The sequence below is a fragment of the Pseudomonas sp. 2822-15 genome, from assembly GCF_002742515.1.
GTDB lineage: Bacteria > Pseudomonadota > Gammaproteobacteria > Pseudomonadales > Pseudomonadaceae > Aquipseudomonas > Aquipseudomonas salomonii.
On the sequence record NZ_LJRY01000136.1, the window covers coordinates 41103 to 56029 of the forward strand.

A 14927-nucleotide genomic window follows, 5' to 3' on the forward strand; every position below is an offset into this window, starting at 1 on the left:
CCCTGAGGACCTGAGATGACCCGAATCGGAACTCCATTGTCGCCAACCGCGACCCGCGTTTTGCTGTGTGGCTGCGGTGAGCTGGGCAAGGAAGTGGTAATCGAACTGCAACGCCTGGGCGTTGAAGTGATTGCCGTGGATCGCTACGCCAATGCGCCGGCCATGCAGGTGGCGCACCGCAGTCACGTGATCAACATGCTCGACGGCGCCGCCCTGCGTGCGGTGATCGAGGCCGAAAAGCCGCACTTCATCGTGCCGGAAATCGAAGCCATCGCCACTGCAACGCTGGTGGAACTGGAAGCCGAAGGCTTCACCGTGATCCCGACCGCGCGCGCCACCTCGCTGACCATGAACCGCGAAGGCATCCGTCGCCTGGCCGCCGAAGAACTGGACTTGCCGACCTCGCCGTACCACTTCGCCGACACCTTCGAAGACTACAGCAAGGCCGTGCAAGACCTGGGCTTCCCGTGTGTGGTCAAGCCGGTGATGAGTTCGTCGGGCAAGGGCCAGAGCCTGCTGCGCAGCACCGACGACGTACAGAAGGCTTGGGATTACGCCCAGGAAGGCGGGCGTGCCGGCAAAGGTCGCGTGATCATCGAAGGCTTTATCGACTTCGACTACGAAATCACCCTGCTGACCGTGCGCCACATCGGCGGCACCACCTTCTGCGCGCCAGTGGGCCACCGTCAGGAGAAGGGCGACTACCAGGAATCCTGGCAGCCGCAAGCCATGAGCCCGATTGCCCTGGCTGAATCCGAGCGCGTTGCCAAAGCCGTGACCGAGGCGTTGGGTGGTCGCGGCCTGTTTGGCGTGGAGTTGTTCATCAAGGGCGATCAGGTGTGGTTCAGCGAAGTGTCGCCGCGCCCCCATGACACCGGTTTGGTGACCCTGATTTCTCAGGACCTGTCGCAGTTTGCGCTGCACGCGCGCGCCATCCTGGGCCTGCCGATTCCGTTGATCCGCCAGTTCGGGCCTTCGGCTTCGGCGGTGATTCTGGTGGAAGGGCAGTCGACTCAGACGGCGTTCGCCAATCTTGGCGCTGCCTTGAGCGAGCCGGACACGGCATTGCGTCTGTTTGGCAAGCCGGAAGTGAACGGCCAGCGCCGCATGGGCGTGGCGTTGGCGCGGGATGAGTCGATTGAAGCGGCCCGTGCGAAGGCTACCCGTGCTTCCAAAGCTGTTGTTGTAGAGCTTTAACCGCGTCGCGCCCATCGCAGGCAAGCCAGCTCCCACATTTTGATTTGTGAATGCCTTCAAATGTGGGAGCTGGCTTGTCGAATCGTCGCACCGCTGCGATAGCGGTCTATCAAACGACTCGATTCAAATCATTATCCCGCGTCTCTTTCAGGCACAGCACAGCAATCAAGCTGAGCAACGCTGCCGCCGACACATACCCGCCGACATAACTCAGCCCACCCATCGCCACCAGCTTGGTTGCGAAAAACGGTGCAGCCGACGCGCCGACAATCCCACCGAGGTTATACGCGGCCGAAGCGCCGGTATAACGCACGCGGGTCGGAAACAGCTCCGGCAGCATGGCGCCCATCGGGGCGAACGTGATGCCCATCAGGAACAGCTCCAGCGCCAGGAACAACGCCACGGCCCAGGTTGAACCGTGGGTCAGCAAGGGCTCCATGGTGAAACCCGACAAAATCGCCAGCACCGCGCCGACGATCAGCACCGGCTTGCGCCCGTAACGATCGCTGGCCAAGGCCGCCAACGGCGTGGCCAAGCCCATGAACAGCACCGCAAAGCACAGCAAGCCGAGGAACATCTCACGGCTGTAGCCCAGGGTCGAAACCCCGTAGCTCAGGGAAAACGCGGTGGTGATGTAAAACAGCGCATAGCACACCACCATCGACGCGGCGCCCAGCAATACCGGCAGCCAATGCTGGCTGAACAGCTCTACCAGCGGCACTTTCACCGGCGCCTCTTTGGCCACGGCATTGGCGAATACCGGGGTTTCATGCAGCTTGAGCCGCGCATAGAGGCCGACCATCACCAACGCTGCGCTGAGGATAAACGGAATGCGCCAGCCCCAACTGCGAAACTGTTCGTCGTTGAGGCTCATGGCCAGGATCAGGAACAGGCCGTTGGCCGCCAAAAAGCCGATCGATGGGCCCAGTTGCGGGAACATGCCAAACCAGGCGCGCTTGCCTTTGGGCGCATTCTCGGTGGCCAGCAACGCCGCGCCGCCCCATTCGCCGCCCAGGCCCAGGCCCTGGCCGAAGCGCAGCACACACAGCAGGATCGGCGCCCAGGCCCCGATGCTGTCATAACCCGGCAGCAAACCGATCAGCGTGGTGCACACGCCCATCAACAGCAGCGAGGCCACTAGCGTGGATTTGCGCCCGATGCGGTCGCCAAAGTGGCCGAACAGCGCCGAACCCAGCGGGCGGGCGATAAAGGCGATACCGAAGGTCAGAAACGACGCCAGCATCTGCGCGGTGCCGGAAGTCTGCGGAAAGAACACCGGGCCAATCACCAGTGCGGCCGCGGTGGCGTAGATATAGAAGTCGTAGAACTCGATGGCGGTGCCGACGATGCTCGCCGTGGCGACCCGTGCGGTCGAGTTGAGCGGGGCGGCGGTGGCGGCCTCGTTATAGGTGGTGCTCATTGAGGTATCCCTGACGGTCATTGCGCGTTTTTACGCGGATTTTTATTGGTCGAACACCCATGGATCAGGGTTGTAAGCGGGGCGGCTCGGGATGGGAGCAAACACCGGTCAGACACGGTAAGGCGGTGCCTGGACGCGCTGAGTGCGGGTAGCACGCGGTCGGGCGGGGCTTGGGTAAGCCGAGCCGATTATAGGAAGGGGTTTGCGGATCCAACAAGGGGGCGTTGGCAGGCAAATAATCTAAATGTGGGAGCTGGCTTGCCTGCGATGGCATCACCTCGGTTTAACTGAATGACCGAGGTGATGCCATCGCAGGCAAGCCAGCTCCCACATTGGGCCGAGTAGTGTCAGGGGAAATTATGCAGCCACCGGCACGCGGCTGGTATGCCAGATCAGCACCTTGCTCACGCGGTTGTCCTCGGTCTCGAGGATTTCCAGGCGATAGCGGCCGATTTTCAGGCACACCGCGCAGTCCGGAATAGTCTCCAGCGCCTCGGTGACCAGGCCGTTGAGGGTCTTGGGGCCGTCGCTGGGCAAGTGCCAGCCCAGGCTTTTGTTCAGTTCGCGGATCGAGGCGGCGCCGTCGATGATGTAGCGGCCATCAGGCTGGGCTTCGATGTGCGGGTTATCCACAGCCTGGTCGCTTTCAAATTCGCCGACGATTTCTTCGAGGATATCTTCCAGGGTAACGATGCCCAGCACTTCGCCGTATTCGTCCACCACCATGCCCAGGCGCCGTTGCTGTTTATGGAAGTTCAGCAACTGCAATTGCAGCGGCGTGCTCTCCGGCACGAAGTAGGGTTCGTGGCAGGCGGCGAGCAAGGCTTCTTTGGTCAGGCTGGCGTCGGGCAGCAGGTGCTGGATCTGACGAGTGTTGAGCACCGCTTGCACCTGGTTGATGTCGCTGTGAAACACCGGCAGGCGCGTGCGCTGGGACGTGCGCAGTTGCTCGATGATCTCGTCGACCGAGTCATCCAGGTTGATGCCATCCACTTCACTGCGCGGCACCAGGATGTCGTTGACCGTGATGTTGTCCAGGGCGTGGATGCCGGGCAGGCCGGGCGTGCGATTGTCGTTGGCCTCGGGCTCCGGTTCGTCGTCATGCTCAGGCAACGGCTCGTCGCTCTTTTTCACCACGCCGGATTTGCGCGCGAAGGGGCGCAACAGCAACAGGCTGATGCCATTGAGCAGCCAGGCCAGTGGATAAAGGATTTTCAGCGGCACGCCCAGCAGCGTGTTACCGAAGCCCAGCACGGCCTGGGGGTGACGAACGGCCAGGGCGCGGGGCAGGTAGTCGGCGAGTATCAGCAGGATGGCGCAGGAGATCAGCCAGCCGAGCCACGGGCCGTTTTGCGCCCAGGCATAGATCGCGAGCAGCGTGCATAGAATCACCACGGCCGCGCGGCACAGGCTGTTGCACAGGATCAGGCTGTTACGTGGGAAGTTCAGACGGGCGGCAGCCTTGTCCCCTTGGCGTGTGCCGGGGCGTATGGCCAGCAGGTGTTGTTGTGCGGCTTCGATGGCGGTAAACAGCGCCGCCCATAAGATCAGCAGGGCGATTACCGCGAGCATCGGCCCAAGGGGCAAGTTGTCCATTATTACTGCCCGTCAGATATGCAGGATGTATTCGCGAACCAGCTTGCTGCCGAAGTAGGCCAGCATCAGCAGGCAGAAACCGGCCAGGGTCCAGCGGATTGCCTTGTGCCCGCGCCAGCCGAGACGGTTACGCCCCCACAACAGCACGCTGAACACCACCCAGGCCAGGCACGCCAGCAGGGTTTTGTGCACCAGGTGCTGGGCGAACAGGTTCTCGACGAACAGCCAGCCGGAGATCAGCGACAGCGACAGCAGCGTCCAGCCGGCCCAGAGGAAACCAAACAGCAGGCTTTCCATGGTTTGCAGCGGCGGGAAGTTCTTGATCAGCCCGGAAGGGTGCTTGTTTTTAAGCTGGTGATCCTGCAGCAGCACGAGCAAGGCCTGGAACACCGCGATGGTGAACATGCCGTAGGCCAGGATCGACAACAGGATGTGCGCAAGGATGCCCGGCTCTTCGTCGATGACCTGCACGGTGCCGGTGGGCGTGAATTGCGCCAGCAGCACGGTGAGTATTCCCAGCGGGAATAGCAGCACCAGCAGGTTTTCGACCGGGATGCGGTAGCAGGCCAGCAGCGTCAGCGCGATGACGGCAGCGGCGATCAGGCTGGCGGCGCTGAAAAAGTCCAGGCCCAGGCCGACCGGCGTCATCAGGTGGTTGAACAGGCTCGCGGCGTGGGCCAGCAGGGCGACGACGCCCAGGCCTGCCAGCAGACGTTTGTCCGCTTTAGTGCCTTGGGCCAGACGAGTGCCCTGATAGAGAGTCGCAGCGGCATATAAAAGGGCGGCGGCGAGGCTGGGTAGCAAACTGGGTGACAAGGGGACCATAAATCCTGATAGACAAGCCCGAAAGGCGCTGAGTTTGGCACACACCTGCGCTGCACGAAAGACTCCCGGGCCAGACAGCGCGTGTGCAGCGGCGCAGTCTTCGCTATAATCCGCGACCTGCCCACGCCACAGGCGTGCTGAGCGCTGTTTTTAACAGCGGTTTACCACAGCCTGGGCCGCCATTACCTCGGTCACCACTGCATTTCGATGAATAGGGCCTGAAAGGATCGCGCATGTTTGAAAACTTGACTGACCGTCTCTCGCAGACGCTGCGCCATGTCACCGGCAAGGCCAAGCTGACCGAGGACAATATTAAAGACACCCTGCGTGAAGTGCGCATGGCGTTGCTGGAAGCCGACGTGGCCTTGCCTGTGGTCAAGGACTTCGTCAACTCGGTCAAAGAGCGCGCTGTGGGCACCGAAGTGTCCCGCAGCCTGACGCCGGGCCAGGCTTTTGTGAAGATCGTCCAGGCCGAACTCGAAAGCCTGATGGGCGCAGCCAACGAAGACTTGAACCTCAGCGCCGTGCCACCGGCCGTCGTGCTGATGGCCGGTCTGCAGGGGGCGGGTAAAACCACCACCGCCGGCAAGCTGGCGCGCTTCCTTAAAGAGCGCAAGAAAAAGTCGGTAATGGTTGTGTCGGCGGACGTGTACCGTCCGGCCGCGATCAAACAGCTGGAAATGCTCGCGGGCGAAGTGGGGGTGACCTTCTTCCCGTCCGACCTGAGCCAGAAGCCGGTCGACATCGCCAACGCGGCTATTAAAGAAGCCAAGCTCAAATTCATCGACGTGGTTATCGTCGATACCGCCGGTCGCCTGCACATCGATGAAGAGATGATGGGCGAGATCAAGGCGCTGCATGCCGCGATCAACCCGGTCGAGACGCTGTTCGTGGTCGACGCCATGACCGGCCAGGATGCGGCCAACACCGCCAAGGCTTTCGGCGACGCACTGCCGCTGACCGGCGTGATCCTGACCAAGGTCGACGGCGACGCCCGTGGCGGTGCCGCGCTGTCGGTACGCGCCATCACCGGCAAGCCGATCAAGTTCATCGGTATGGGCGAGAAGAGCGAAGCGCTCGAACCGTTCCACCCGGAGCGTATCGCCTCACGCATTCTCGGCATGGGCGACGTGCTCAGCCTGATCGAGCAGGCCGAAGCCACGCTCGACAAGGACAAGGCCGACAAGCTGGCCAAGAAGCTGAAAAAGGGCAAGGGCTTCGACCTCGAAGACTTCCGTGACCAGCTGCAACAGATGAAGAACATGGGCGGCCTCGGCGGCCTGATGGACAAGCTGCCGAACATCGGCGGTGTGAACCTGGCGCAAATGGGCAACGCCCAGGGCGCGGCAGAGAAGCAGTTCAAGCAGATGGAAGCCATCATCAACTCCATGACCCCGGCCGAGCGCCGCGACCCTGAGCTGATCAGCGGTTCGCGCAAACGCCGGATCGCCATGGGTTCCGGCACCCAGGTGCAGGACATCGGTCGCTTGATCAAGCAGCACAAGCAGATGCAGAAGATGATGAAGAAATTCTCCGCCAAAGGCGGAATGGCCAAGATGATGCGCGGCATGGGCGGTATGTTGCCCGGCGGCGGCATGCCGAAAATGTAAAGAATTCGAGCGCAAGTCTGCTTGCGCTCCGCCCCACAAGGACGTGGGATCTCCAGCAAACCCGCGGTTAGCGGGAGCTGACTCGCCGTTTTAACCGACGGCTCTATAGCAGATCTGAGTGGCACGCTGATAGGCGCCAGAAAAAGACATTTGCAAAAGTCCGGATATTCCTTAGAATATGCGGCCTTTCGGGCACCTATGCCCGCTGTGCATTTAGATTTGCAGCACCGACTACAGGAACGATGTTCACATGCTAACAATCCGTCTTGCCCTTGGCGGCTCCAAAAAGCGCCCGTTTTACCACTTGACCGTAACCGACAGCCGCAACCCGCGCGACGGTTCGCACAAGGAACAGGTTGGTTTCTTCAACCCTGTTGCTCGTGGTCAAGAAGTTCGTCTGTCCGTGAACCAAGAGCGCGTAGCCTACTGGCTGAGCGTTGGCGCACAGCCATCCGAGCGCGTTGCAAAACTGTTGAAGGACTCGGCTAAGGCCGCAGCCTGAGCAATATGAACGCGACGCCAGCTGTTGCTGATGATTTGATCGTTATCGGCAAGATTTACTCTGTTCATGGCGTTCGCGGCGAAGTGAAGGTGTATTCCTTTACTGATCCGACTGAAAACCTGTTGCAGTACAAAACCTGGACGCTCAAGCGCGAAGGTAGTGTGAAACAGGTCGAGCTGGTCAGTGGACGCGGGAGCGATAAGTTCCTGGTCGCAAAGCTCAAGGGTCTTGATGACCGTGAAGAAGCTCGTCTTCTGGCCGGTTATGAGATCTGCGTGCCGCGCAACCTGTTCCCTGAATTGACCGACGGCGAGTACTACTGGTACCAGCTGGAAGGTCTGAAGGTTATTGATCAACTGGGGCAATTGCTCGGGAAAATCGATCATCTTCTGGAAACCGGCGCCAATGATGTAATGGTGGTCAAGCCTTGCGCTGGCAGCCTGGATGATCGCGAACGCCTGTTGCCTTATACCGGGCAATGCGTGTTGGCCGTCGACCTGGCCGCGGGCGAGATGAAGGTGGAATGGGACGCGGACTTCTAAGCGTGGCTAATTTGCGCATTGAAGTGATCAGTTTGTTTCCCGAGATGTTCTCCGCCATCAGCGAGTACGGCATCACCAGTCGGGCGGTGAAACAGGGGCTGTTGCAGCTTACCTGTTGGAACCCGCGAGACTACACGACGGATCGACATCACACTGTGGACGATCGCCCATTTGGCGGTGGTCCGGGCATGGTGATGAAGATCAAGCCCCTGGAAGATGCGTTGGTCGAGGCCAAGGCAGCCGCCGGGGAGAAGGCGAAGGTAATTTACCTGTCCCCTCAAGGCCGTCAGCTGAAACAGGCTGGCGTGCGCGAACTGGCGAATGAGGAGGCCTTAATCCTGATTGCCGGTCGCTATGAAGGCATTGACGAGCGTTTTATTGAAGCGCATGTCGATGAAGAGTGGTCGATTGGGGACTATGTCCTGTCTGGCGGCGAGCTGCCGGCGATGGTCCTGATAGATGCGGTTACACGACTGCTGCCTGGAGCTTTAGGGCATGCGGACTCTGCGGAGGAAGATTCCTTCACGGATGGTTTGCTGGATTGCCCGCACTACACCCGACCGGAGGTGTATGCGGATCAGCGTGTTCCCGACGTATTGCTAAGTGGCAATCACGCACACATCCGGCGTTGGCGTTTACAGCAGTCCCTTGGTCGGACCTATGAACGACGCGCCGATCTTCTGGAAAGCCGCTCGCTTTCTGGAGAAGAGAAGAAGCTGCTCGAGGAATACATCCTCGCGCGGGACGATAGTTAACAACGTATCGATGGTAGGTCCATTGACTTACCTTAGGAGCACAGCATGACTAACAAAATCATCCTTGCACTCGAAGCAGAGCAGATGACCAAAGAGATCCCTACCTTTGCCCCGGGCGACACTATTGTCGTTCAGGTGAAAGTGAAGGAAGGCGACCGTTCGCGTCTGCAAGCGTTCGAAGGCGTGGTAATCGCCAAGCGTAACCGTGGTGTGAACAGTGCTTTCACTGTTCGTAAAATCTCCAACGGTGTTGGCGTAGAGCGTACTTTCCAGACCTACAGCCCGCAAATCGACAGCATGGCCGTTAAGCGTCGCGGTGACGTACGTAAAGCCAAGCTGTACTACCTGCGTGACCTGTCCGGTAAAGCAGCTCGCATCAAGGAAAAACTGGCTTAAGTCCAGCTTTCCGATGCAGAAAAAAGCAGCCTGCGGGCTGCTTTTTTGTGCCTGAAATTTGTCTATTTGCCGGTATTTGCCCATGACCACCCGCCTGGAAGAAATCCAGCGACGCACTGACCTGTCCGTCACTCACGTGACCAAAGCCGTGTTCCCGCCGACCACCAACCACCACAACACGCTGTTCGGCGGCACTGCGCTGGCGTGGATGGATGAAGTGTCTTTCATCACCGCTACGCGCTTTTGCCGCTTGCCGCTGGTGACGGTGTCCACCGACCGTATCGACTTCAATCACGCGATCCCCGCCGGCTCCATCGTCGAGCTGATCGGCCGAGTAATCAAAGTGGGCAACACCAGCCTTAAGGTCGAGGTTGAAGTGTTCGTCGAGAGCATGAGTGCCGATGGCCGTGAAAAGGCGATCCAGGGCGTGTTCAGTTTTGTCGCGATTGATGCCGACAAACGCCCTGTGCCGGTGCTGCCTGGGTTTGTGGACTGATCCGAGACTGCTATCGCAGGCAGCTCCCACATTTAATCGGTGTTGATCATGCTATCAGGCAACACACAAAACCCATGTGGGAGCTGGCTTGCCTGCGATAGGATCTACCAAACACTCCAGTCATCAACCTGAGCCTCTATGCCCGCCATCGACCACCCTCTGATCGACCGCTTCCTCGACGCCCTGTGGCTGGAAAAAGGCCTGTCGGACAACACCCGGCAGGCCTATCGCAGCGACCTGGCTTTGTTCAATGGCTGGTTGCAGGAGAAAAACCTCGAGCTGATCAATGCCGGCCGTGAGTTGATCCTCGATCACCTGGCCTGGCGTTTGGAACAGAACTACAAGCCGCGTTCCACGGCGCGATTTCTTTCGGGTGTGCGTGGGTTTTATCGCTATTTGCTGCGCGAAAAGCAGATTTCCGTCGACCCGACCCTGCAAATCGATATGCCTCAGCTCGGTAGGCCCTTGCCTAAATCCTTATCGGAAGCTGACGTGGACGCCTTGCTCGCCGCGCCCGATCTGAGCGAAGCCATCGGCCAGCGCGACCGCGCCATGCTGGAAGTCTTGTATGCCTGCGGCCTGCGCGTGACCGAGCTGATCAGCCTGACCCTGGAGCAAGTCAACCTGCGCCAGGGCGTGCTGCGCGTGATGGGTAAGGGCAGCAAGGAACGACTGGTGCCGATGGGCGAGGAGGCGATTGTGTGGGTGGAGCGCTATATGCGTGACGCCCGCAATGAGCTGCTCGGCGGGCGGCCCAGTGATGTGTTGTTCCCCAGCCTGCGCGGCGAGCAAATGACCCGCCAGACCTTCTGGCACCGTATCAAGCACCAGGCCAAAGTTGCCGGGATCGGCAAGGCGCTGTCGCCGCATACCTTGCGTCATGCATTCGCCACGCATTTGCTCAACCACGGCGCGGATTTGCGCGTGGTGCAAATGCTGCTGGGGCACAGCGACTTATCCACAACCCAGATCTACACCCACGTGGCACGCGCACGCTTGCAGGAAATGCACGCCAAGCACCACCCGCGCGGATAAAATCACCTCGGAAAAACCCCAATTTGCCCGTTGAAGCCTGCCCTTGGGCCCAACTGTGGTAGGCTTTGCCGGTTAGCAAAGGGGACGGCCACTGCCCGCGTTTCCAAGCGGTGTTCCACAGCCGTCCCTGCATCTGCCTTCAGGAGTTCCCATGCGCTTGACCCAGATTATTGCCGCCGCAGCGATTGCGTTGGTTTCCACCTTTGTTGTCGCCGATGACGCCGCCGAGCAAACCATTCGCAAGAGCCTGGCCAACCTGCAGCTCGACACCCCGATCGAAAGCATCAGCGCCAGCCCCATGGCCGGCCTGTATGAAGTCAAGCTCAAGGGCAGCCGTGTGCTGTACGCCAGCGCCGATGGCCAGTACATCGTTCAGGGCTACCTGTTCCAGCTTAAAGACGGCAAACCGGTCAACCTCACCGAGAAAGCCGAGCGCCTGGGCGTGTCCAAGCTGATCAACGGCATTCCGGTGGCTGAAACCGTGGTGTACCCGGCCATTGGCGAGACCAAGACCCACATTACCGTGTTCACCGACACCACGTGCCCGTACTGCCACAAGCTGCACGCCGAAGTGCCTGCGCTGAACAAGGCCGGTATCGAAGTGCGCTACGTCGCATTCCCGCGCCAGGGCCTGGGTTCGCCGGGTGACGAGCAGCTGCAAGCCGTATGGTGTTCGGCCGACAAGAAATCGGCCATGGACAAAATGGTCGATGGCAAGGAAATCAAGGCAGCCAAATGTGCCAACCCGGTTTCCAAGCAGTTCGCCCTCGGCCAGTCGATTGGCGTGAACGGTACACCGGCCATCGTTTTGGCTGACGGTCAGGTGATTCCGGGCTACCAGCCGGCACCACAAGTTGCCAAACTGGCGCTCAGTGCCAAGTAAACCAGCATCGTCGAACCTTTGACGATCATGGCCCGCCGACCGTTCGACGGGCCATCAAATTGAAAGCCGCAGTTGTGCGGCTGTTTTCCACGGCCGACCTAGCGTCGGCCGTTTCATGGGGAGTTCTTCAGTGAAACCGGTCAAAGTAGGCATCTGTGGGTTAGGGACCGTCGGTGGCGGCACCTTCAACGTACTTCAGCGTAATGCTGAAGAAATTTCCCGCCGTGCAGGGCGTGGGATTGAAGTGGCGCAAATTGCCACGCGTACGCCAAAGCCTCAGTTCCAAACGACCGGTATTGCGATTACCAACGATGTCTTCGCCGTGGCCACCAACCCTGAAATCGATATCGTCATCGAGTTGGTCGGCGGCTATACCGTGGCCCGTGACCTGGTACTGCTGGCCATCGAGAATGGCAAGCACGTGGTCACCGCCAACAAGGCGTTGATCGCCGTGCACGGCAACGAGATTTTTGCCAAGGCGCGCGAGAAGGGCGTGATCGTTGCGTTCGAAGCCGCCGTGGCCGGTGGCATCCCGGTGATCAAGGCGATCCGTGAAGGCCTGTCCGCCAACCGTATCAACTGGGTGGCCGGCATCATCAACGGCACCGGCAACTTCATCCTCACTGAAATGCGCGAGAAGGGCCGCACCTTCGAAGACGTGCTGGCCGAAGCCCAAGCCTTGGGTTACGCCGAAGCCGACCCGACCTTCGACGTGGAAGGTATCGACGCAGCGCACAAGCTGACCATTTTGGCGTCCATCGCCTTTGGTATTCCGCTGCAGTTCGACAAGGCCTACACCGAAGGCATCACCAAGCTGACCACCGCCGACGTGAACTACGCCGAAGCCCTGGGCTACCGCATCAAGCACCTCGGTGTGGCGCGCAGCACCCCGGCCGGTATCGAGTTGCGTGTACACCCGACGCTGATCCCGGCCGACCGCCTGATCGCCAACGTCAATGGCGTGATGAACGCCGTGATGGTCAACGGTGACGCCGCAGGTTCCACCTTGTTCTACGGCGCCGGCGCCGGCATGGAGCCGACCGCTTCGTCGGTGATTGCCGACCTGGTGGACGTGGTTCGCGCCATGACCAGCGACCCGGAAAACCGCGTGCCGCACCTGGCCTTCCAGCCGGATTCGCTGTCGGCCCACCCGATCCTGCCGATCGAAGCCTGCGAAAGCGCCTACTACCTGCGCATTCAGGCCAAGGACCATCCAGGCGTGTTGGCCCAGGTGGCCAGCATCCTCTCGGAGCGCGGCATCAACATCGAGTCGATCATGCAGAAGGAAGTCGAGGAACAAGACGGCCTGGTGCCGATGATCCTGCTGACCCACCGCGTGCTCGAGCAGCACATCAACGATGCCATCGCCGCGCTTGAAGCGTTGCAGGGCGTGGTTGGGCCGGTGGTGCGCATCCGTGTTGAACACCTGAACTAATCGTTTAGCGGCAAGGGCCCCACAGGTTCGGCGGCCCTTGTTCAGAATGCTCTAGAGGAGCCAGTCATGCGTTATATCAGCACCCGCGGCCAGGCACCGGCCCTGAACTTTGAAGACGTTTTGCTCGCCGGCCTTGCCACTGACGGCGGCCTGTATGTGCCGGAAAACCTGCCTCGTTTCACCCAGGAAGAAATCGCTTCGTGGGCCGGCCTGCCGTACCACGAACTGGCGTTCCGGGTGATGCGCCCGTTCGTCACCGGCAGCATTCCGGATGCCGATTTCAAAAAAATTCTGGAAGAGACCTATGGCGTGTTTTCCCACAACGCCATCGCGCCACTGCGTCAGCTGAATGGCAACGAATGGGTACTGGAGCTGTTCCACGGCCCGACCCTGGCCTTCAAGGACTTCGCCCTGCAACTGCTGGGTCGCCTGCTCGACTACGTGCTGGAAAAACGCGGCGAGCGTGTGGTGATCATCGGTGCCACCTCCGGTGATACCGGCTCGGCGGCCATCGAAGGTTGCAAGCACTGCGAGAACGTCGACATTTTCATCCTGCACCCGCACAAGCGTGTTTCTGAAGTGCAGCGTCGACAGATGACCACCATCTTTGGTGAGAACATCCACAACATCGCCATCGAAGGCAACTTCGATGACTGCCAGGAAATGGTCAAGAACAGCTTCGCTGACCAGAGCTTCCTCAAAGGTACGCGACTGGTTGCGGTGAACTCGATCAACTGGGCGCGGATCATGGCCCAGATCGTCTACTACTTCCACGCCTCCCTGCAGTTGGGCGGCCCGGCGCGTTCAGTGTCGTTCTCGGTGCCGACCGGCAACTTTGGCGACATCTTCGCCGGTTACCTGGCGCGCAACATGGGCTTGCCGATCAATCAGTTGATCGTCGCCACCAACCGCAACGACATCCTGCACCGCTTCATGAGCGGCAACCAGTACGTCAAGGAAACCCTGCACGCCACGCTGTCGCCGTCGATGGACATCATGGTCTCGTCGAACTTCGAACGCCTGCTGTTCGACATGCACGGTCGCAATGGTTCGGCGATTGCCGGCTTGATGGACACCTTCAAAAGCGGTGGCGGTTTCAGCGTTGACGAAGAGCGCTGGACCGAAACCCGCAAGCTCTTCGACTCCCTGGCCGTGGACGATGCGCAAACCTGCGAAACCATCGCCGAGGTCTACGCGCAGACCGGCGAGCTGCTCGATCCGCACACTGCCATCGGTGTGAAGGCCGCACGCGAATGCCGTCGTAGCCTGGACATCCCGATGGTGATTCTGGGCACCGCCCACCCGGTCAAATTCCCGGAAGCGGTGGAGAAGGCCGGTGTTGGCAAGGCGCTGGAACTGCCTCAGCACCTGGCTGACCTGTTTGAGCGCGAAGAGCGCTGCACCGTGCTGGCCAATGACCTGAAAGCCGTGCAGGCGTTTGTCAGCCAGCATGGCAATCGCGGCAAGCCACTCTGACCCGCCGGTTATTGCGCAGCAGATCAAGCCCGTCTTCGTGACGGGCTTTTTCATTCTGGCAATAGAGGGTGTGCCCGCTCGTCACGCGCCAGCCCATCAGGAACATCGGGCGGTCGTCGGCACAGCGCCAGACGCGGCTTTCAAGGCGGGCGCCGAGGGGCATCCTGGGGTTCCAGCTTGTGGGTGGTTGTTTTCTCTCTGTCATCTTTGCCGTGCATGCTCGATTGACTCGGGCAGGTGACGACACAAAAGGTCGAACTTTCTGCTGCGGGCACGGGTCACTTGAATGTCAGCGTCTTAGTGACATTTTTGTTTTTCGAACTTTATTCGAATGATTGAGTGGTGATCGAGATGGAAAGTATCAGCCTATTGCTCGAAGAAGCACTGAGCCCTTATCAGGTTACGTTGACCACCTCGGGTGTGCAGGATGAGTGCCTGGTGACGGTGAAGAATCCGGCTGGCGCTATTGTCGTCGAGCGGGAAGTCGATCGGGCGCAATTGACGGATAAGCGCGTGCTGGTGGATGTGGTCGATTGCCTGCTGCGCGACCTTAAAATCGCCGAAGGGCGCCTGGAACCCTCGGTGATTGCCGCCTTGCGCAACGCCGCACAGACTCGCGGCAGCGCGCTCGCATGAAGAATTGTTTAATTGGCGAAACTTCCTACGCCATGCCCGGTCAGATTTTTTAACAACAAGAGCAAACATTGTGCTCCGGTGTTTGTGGCTTGTTGTACTGGTCTTTGTAGGCCACGTTTAACC

15 protein-coding genes are annotated in these 14927 nt (G+C 60.0%); 12 read left to right on the plus strand and 3 right to left on the minus strand.

All coding sequences use genetic code 11. The annotated features are described in order from the left end of the window. The first annotated feature begins 15 nt into the window (after positions 1–15). A complete protein-coding gene (gene purT, locus AOA59_RS00895) occupies positions 16–1197 on the plus strand; it encodes a formate-dependent phosphoribosylglycinamide formyltransferase (RefSeq protein ID WP_014719785.1) in 1182 nt (393 codons plus the stop codon). A gap of 109 nt (positions 1198–1306) precedes the next feature. Here the strand turns inward: purT and AOA59_RS00900 are convergent, their stop codons facing one another. The 3 genes from AOA59_RS00900 to AOA59_RS00910 form a co-directional block, all read right to left on the minus strand. Continuing rightward, the gene (locus tag AOA59_RS00900) at positions 1307–2617 is read right to left on the minus strand and encodes an MFS transporter (RefSeq protein ID WP_099485503.1); all 1311 of its coding nucleotides are present in this window, start codon (positions 2615–2617) and stop codon (positions 1307–1309) included. A gap of 357 nt (positions 2618–2974) precedes the next feature. After that, a complete protein-coding gene (locus AOA59_RS00905; RefSeq protein WP_099485505.1) occupies positions 2975–4213 on the minus strand; it encodes a transporter associated domain-containing protein in 1239 nt (412 codons plus the stop codon). Between the two features lie 12 nt (positions 4214–4225). Continuing rightward, entirely contained in the window at positions 4226–5038 is an 813-nt protein-coding gene (locus AOA59_RS00910) for an inner membrane protein YpjD (RefSeq protein ID WP_065930391.1), read from the minus strand. A gap of 233 nt (positions 5039–5271) precedes the next feature. On the opposite strand from AOA59_RS00910, the gene ffh reads away from it, so the two are divergent. From ffh to AOA59_RS00965, 11 genes are all read left to right on the plus strand, one after another. After that, positions 5272–6648 (plus strand): signal recognition particle protein, encoded by a 1377-nt coding sequence (gene ffh / locus AOA59_RS00915; protein ID WP_003193965.1) that lies wholly within the window; start codon positions 5272–5274, stop codon positions 6646–6648. Between the two features lie 250 nt (positions 6649–6898). Beyond that, on the plus strand, positions 6899–7150 hold the full coding sequence (gene rpsP / locus AOA59_RS00920; protein ID WP_003175899.1) for a 30S ribosomal protein S16: 252 nt from the start codon (positions 6899–6901) through the stop codon (positions 7148–7150). Between the two features lie 5 nt (positions 7151–7155). Continuing rightward, the gene (gene rimM / locus AOA59_RS00925) at positions 7156–7692 is read left to right on the plus strand and encodes a ribosome maturation factor RimM (protein ID WP_056858695.1); all 537 of its coding nucleotides are present in this window, start codon (positions 7156–7158) and stop codon (positions 7690–7692) included. Further along, a complete protein-coding gene (gene trmD / locus AOA59_RS00930) occupies positions 7674–8447 on the plus strand; it encodes a tRNA (guanosine(37)-N1)-methyltransferase TrmD (protein WP_170875847.1) in 774 nt (257 codons plus the stop codon). The genes rimM and trmD overlap by 19 nt, the downstream gene beginning before the upstream one ends. A 45-nt stretch (positions 8448–8492) precedes the next feature. After that, on the plus strand, positions 8493–8843 hold the full coding sequence (gene rplS / locus AOA59_RS00935; protein WP_003175895.1) for a 50S ribosomal protein L19: 351 nt from the start codon (positions 8493–8495) through the stop codon (positions 8841–8843). A gap of 82 nt (positions 8844–8925) precedes the next feature. Then, positions 8926–9339 (plus strand): acyl-CoA thioesterase, encoded by a 414-nt coding sequence (locus tag AOA59_RS00940; protein ID WP_003193963.1) that lies wholly within the window; start codon positions 8926–8928, stop codon positions 9337–9339. A gap of 138 nt (positions 9340–9477) precedes the next feature. Next, positions 9478–10374, plus strand: a complete 897-nt coding sequence (gene xerD, locus AOA59_RS00945; protein WP_069788176.1) for a site-specific tyrosine recombinase XerD — start codon at positions 9478–9480, stop codon at positions 10372–10374. Between the two features lie 151 nt (positions 10375–10525). Further along, entirely contained in the window at positions 10526–11257 is a 732-nt protein-coding gene (locus AOA59_RS00950; protein WP_058422696.1) for a thioredoxin fold domain-containing protein, read from the plus strand. A gap of 130 nt (positions 11258–11387) precedes the next feature. After that, positions 11388–12692: a homoserine dehydrogenase gene (locus tag AOA59_RS00955; protein ID WP_056858691.1), complete on the plus strand. Its 1305-nt coding sequence runs from the start codon at positions 11388–11390 to the stop codon at positions 12690–12692. Positions 12693–12758: 66 nt separating this feature from the next. Beyond that, on the plus strand, positions 12759–14168 hold the full coding sequence (gene thrC / locus AOA59_RS00960; RefSeq protein WP_056858690.1) for a threonine synthase: 1410 nt from the start codon (positions 12759–12761) through the stop codon (positions 14166–14168). A gap of 351 nt (positions 14169–14519) precedes the next feature. Then, positions 14520–14804, plus strand: coding sequence for a DUF3509 domain-containing protein (locus tag AOA59_RS00965; RefSeq protein WP_065930486.1), 285 nt, complete (start codon positions 14520–14522; stop codon positions 14802–14804). The last annotated feature ends 123 nt before the right edge of the window (positions 14805–14927 follow it).

Excerpts from the sequence above, each read along its gene's own strand:
- thrC (WP_056858690.1), top strand. The coding sequence starts at position 12,759 with ATGCGTTATATCAGCACCCGCGGCCAGGCACCGGCCCTGAACTTTGAA.
- trmD (WP_170875847.1), top strand. The coding sequence starts at position 7,674 with ATGGGACGCGGACTTCTAAGCGTGGCTAATTTGCGCATTGAAGTGATC.
- xerD (WP_069788176.1), top strand. The coding sequence starts at position 9,478 with ATGCCCGCCATCGACCACCCTCTGATCGACCGCTTCCTCGACGCCCTG.
- purT (WP_014719785.1), top strand. The coding sequence starts at position 16 with ATGACCCGAATCGGAACTCCATTGTCGCCAACCGCGACCCGCGTTTTG.
- AOA59_RS00900 (WP_099485503.1), bottom strand. The coding sequence starts at position 2,617 with ATGAGCACCACCTATAACGAGGCCGCCACCGCCGCCCCGCTCAACTCG.
- AOA59_RS00965 (WP_065930486.1), top strand. The coding sequence starts at position 14,520 with ATGGAAAGTATCAGCCTATTGCTCGAAGAAGCACTGAGCCCTTATCAG.
- rplS (WP_003175895.1), top strand. The coding sequence starts at position 8,493 with ATGACTAACAAAATCATCCTTGCACTCGAAGCAGAGCAGATGACCAAA.
- AOA59_RS00910 (WP_065930391.1), bottom strand. The coding sequence starts at position 5,038 with ATGGTCCCCTTGTCACCCAGTTTGCTACCCAGCCTCGCCGCCGCCCTT.
- rpsP (WP_003175899.1), top strand. The coding sequence starts at position 6,899 with ATGCTAACAATCCGTCTTGCCCTTGGCGGCTCCAAAAAGCGCCCGTTT.
- AOA59_RS00940 (WP_003193963.1), top strand. The coding sequence starts at position 8,926 with ATGACCACCCGCCTGGAAGAAATCCAGCGACGCACTGACCTGTCCGTC.
- ffh (WP_003193965.1), top strand. The coding sequence starts at position 5,272 with ATGTTTGAAAACTTGACTGACCGTCTCTCGCAGACGCTGCGCCATGTC.
- rimM (WP_056858695.1), top strand. The coding sequence starts at position 7,156 with ATGAACGCGACGCCAGCTGTTGCTGATGATTTGATCGTTATCGGCAAG.
- AOA59_RS00905 (WP_099485505.1), bottom strand. The coding sequence starts at position 4,213 with ATGGACAACTTGCCCCTTGGGCCGATGCTCGCGGTAATCGCCCTGCTG.
- AOA59_RS00950 (WP_058422696.1), top strand. The coding sequence starts at position 10,526 with ATGCGCTTGACCCAGATTATTGCCGCCGCAGCGATTGCGTTGGTTTCC.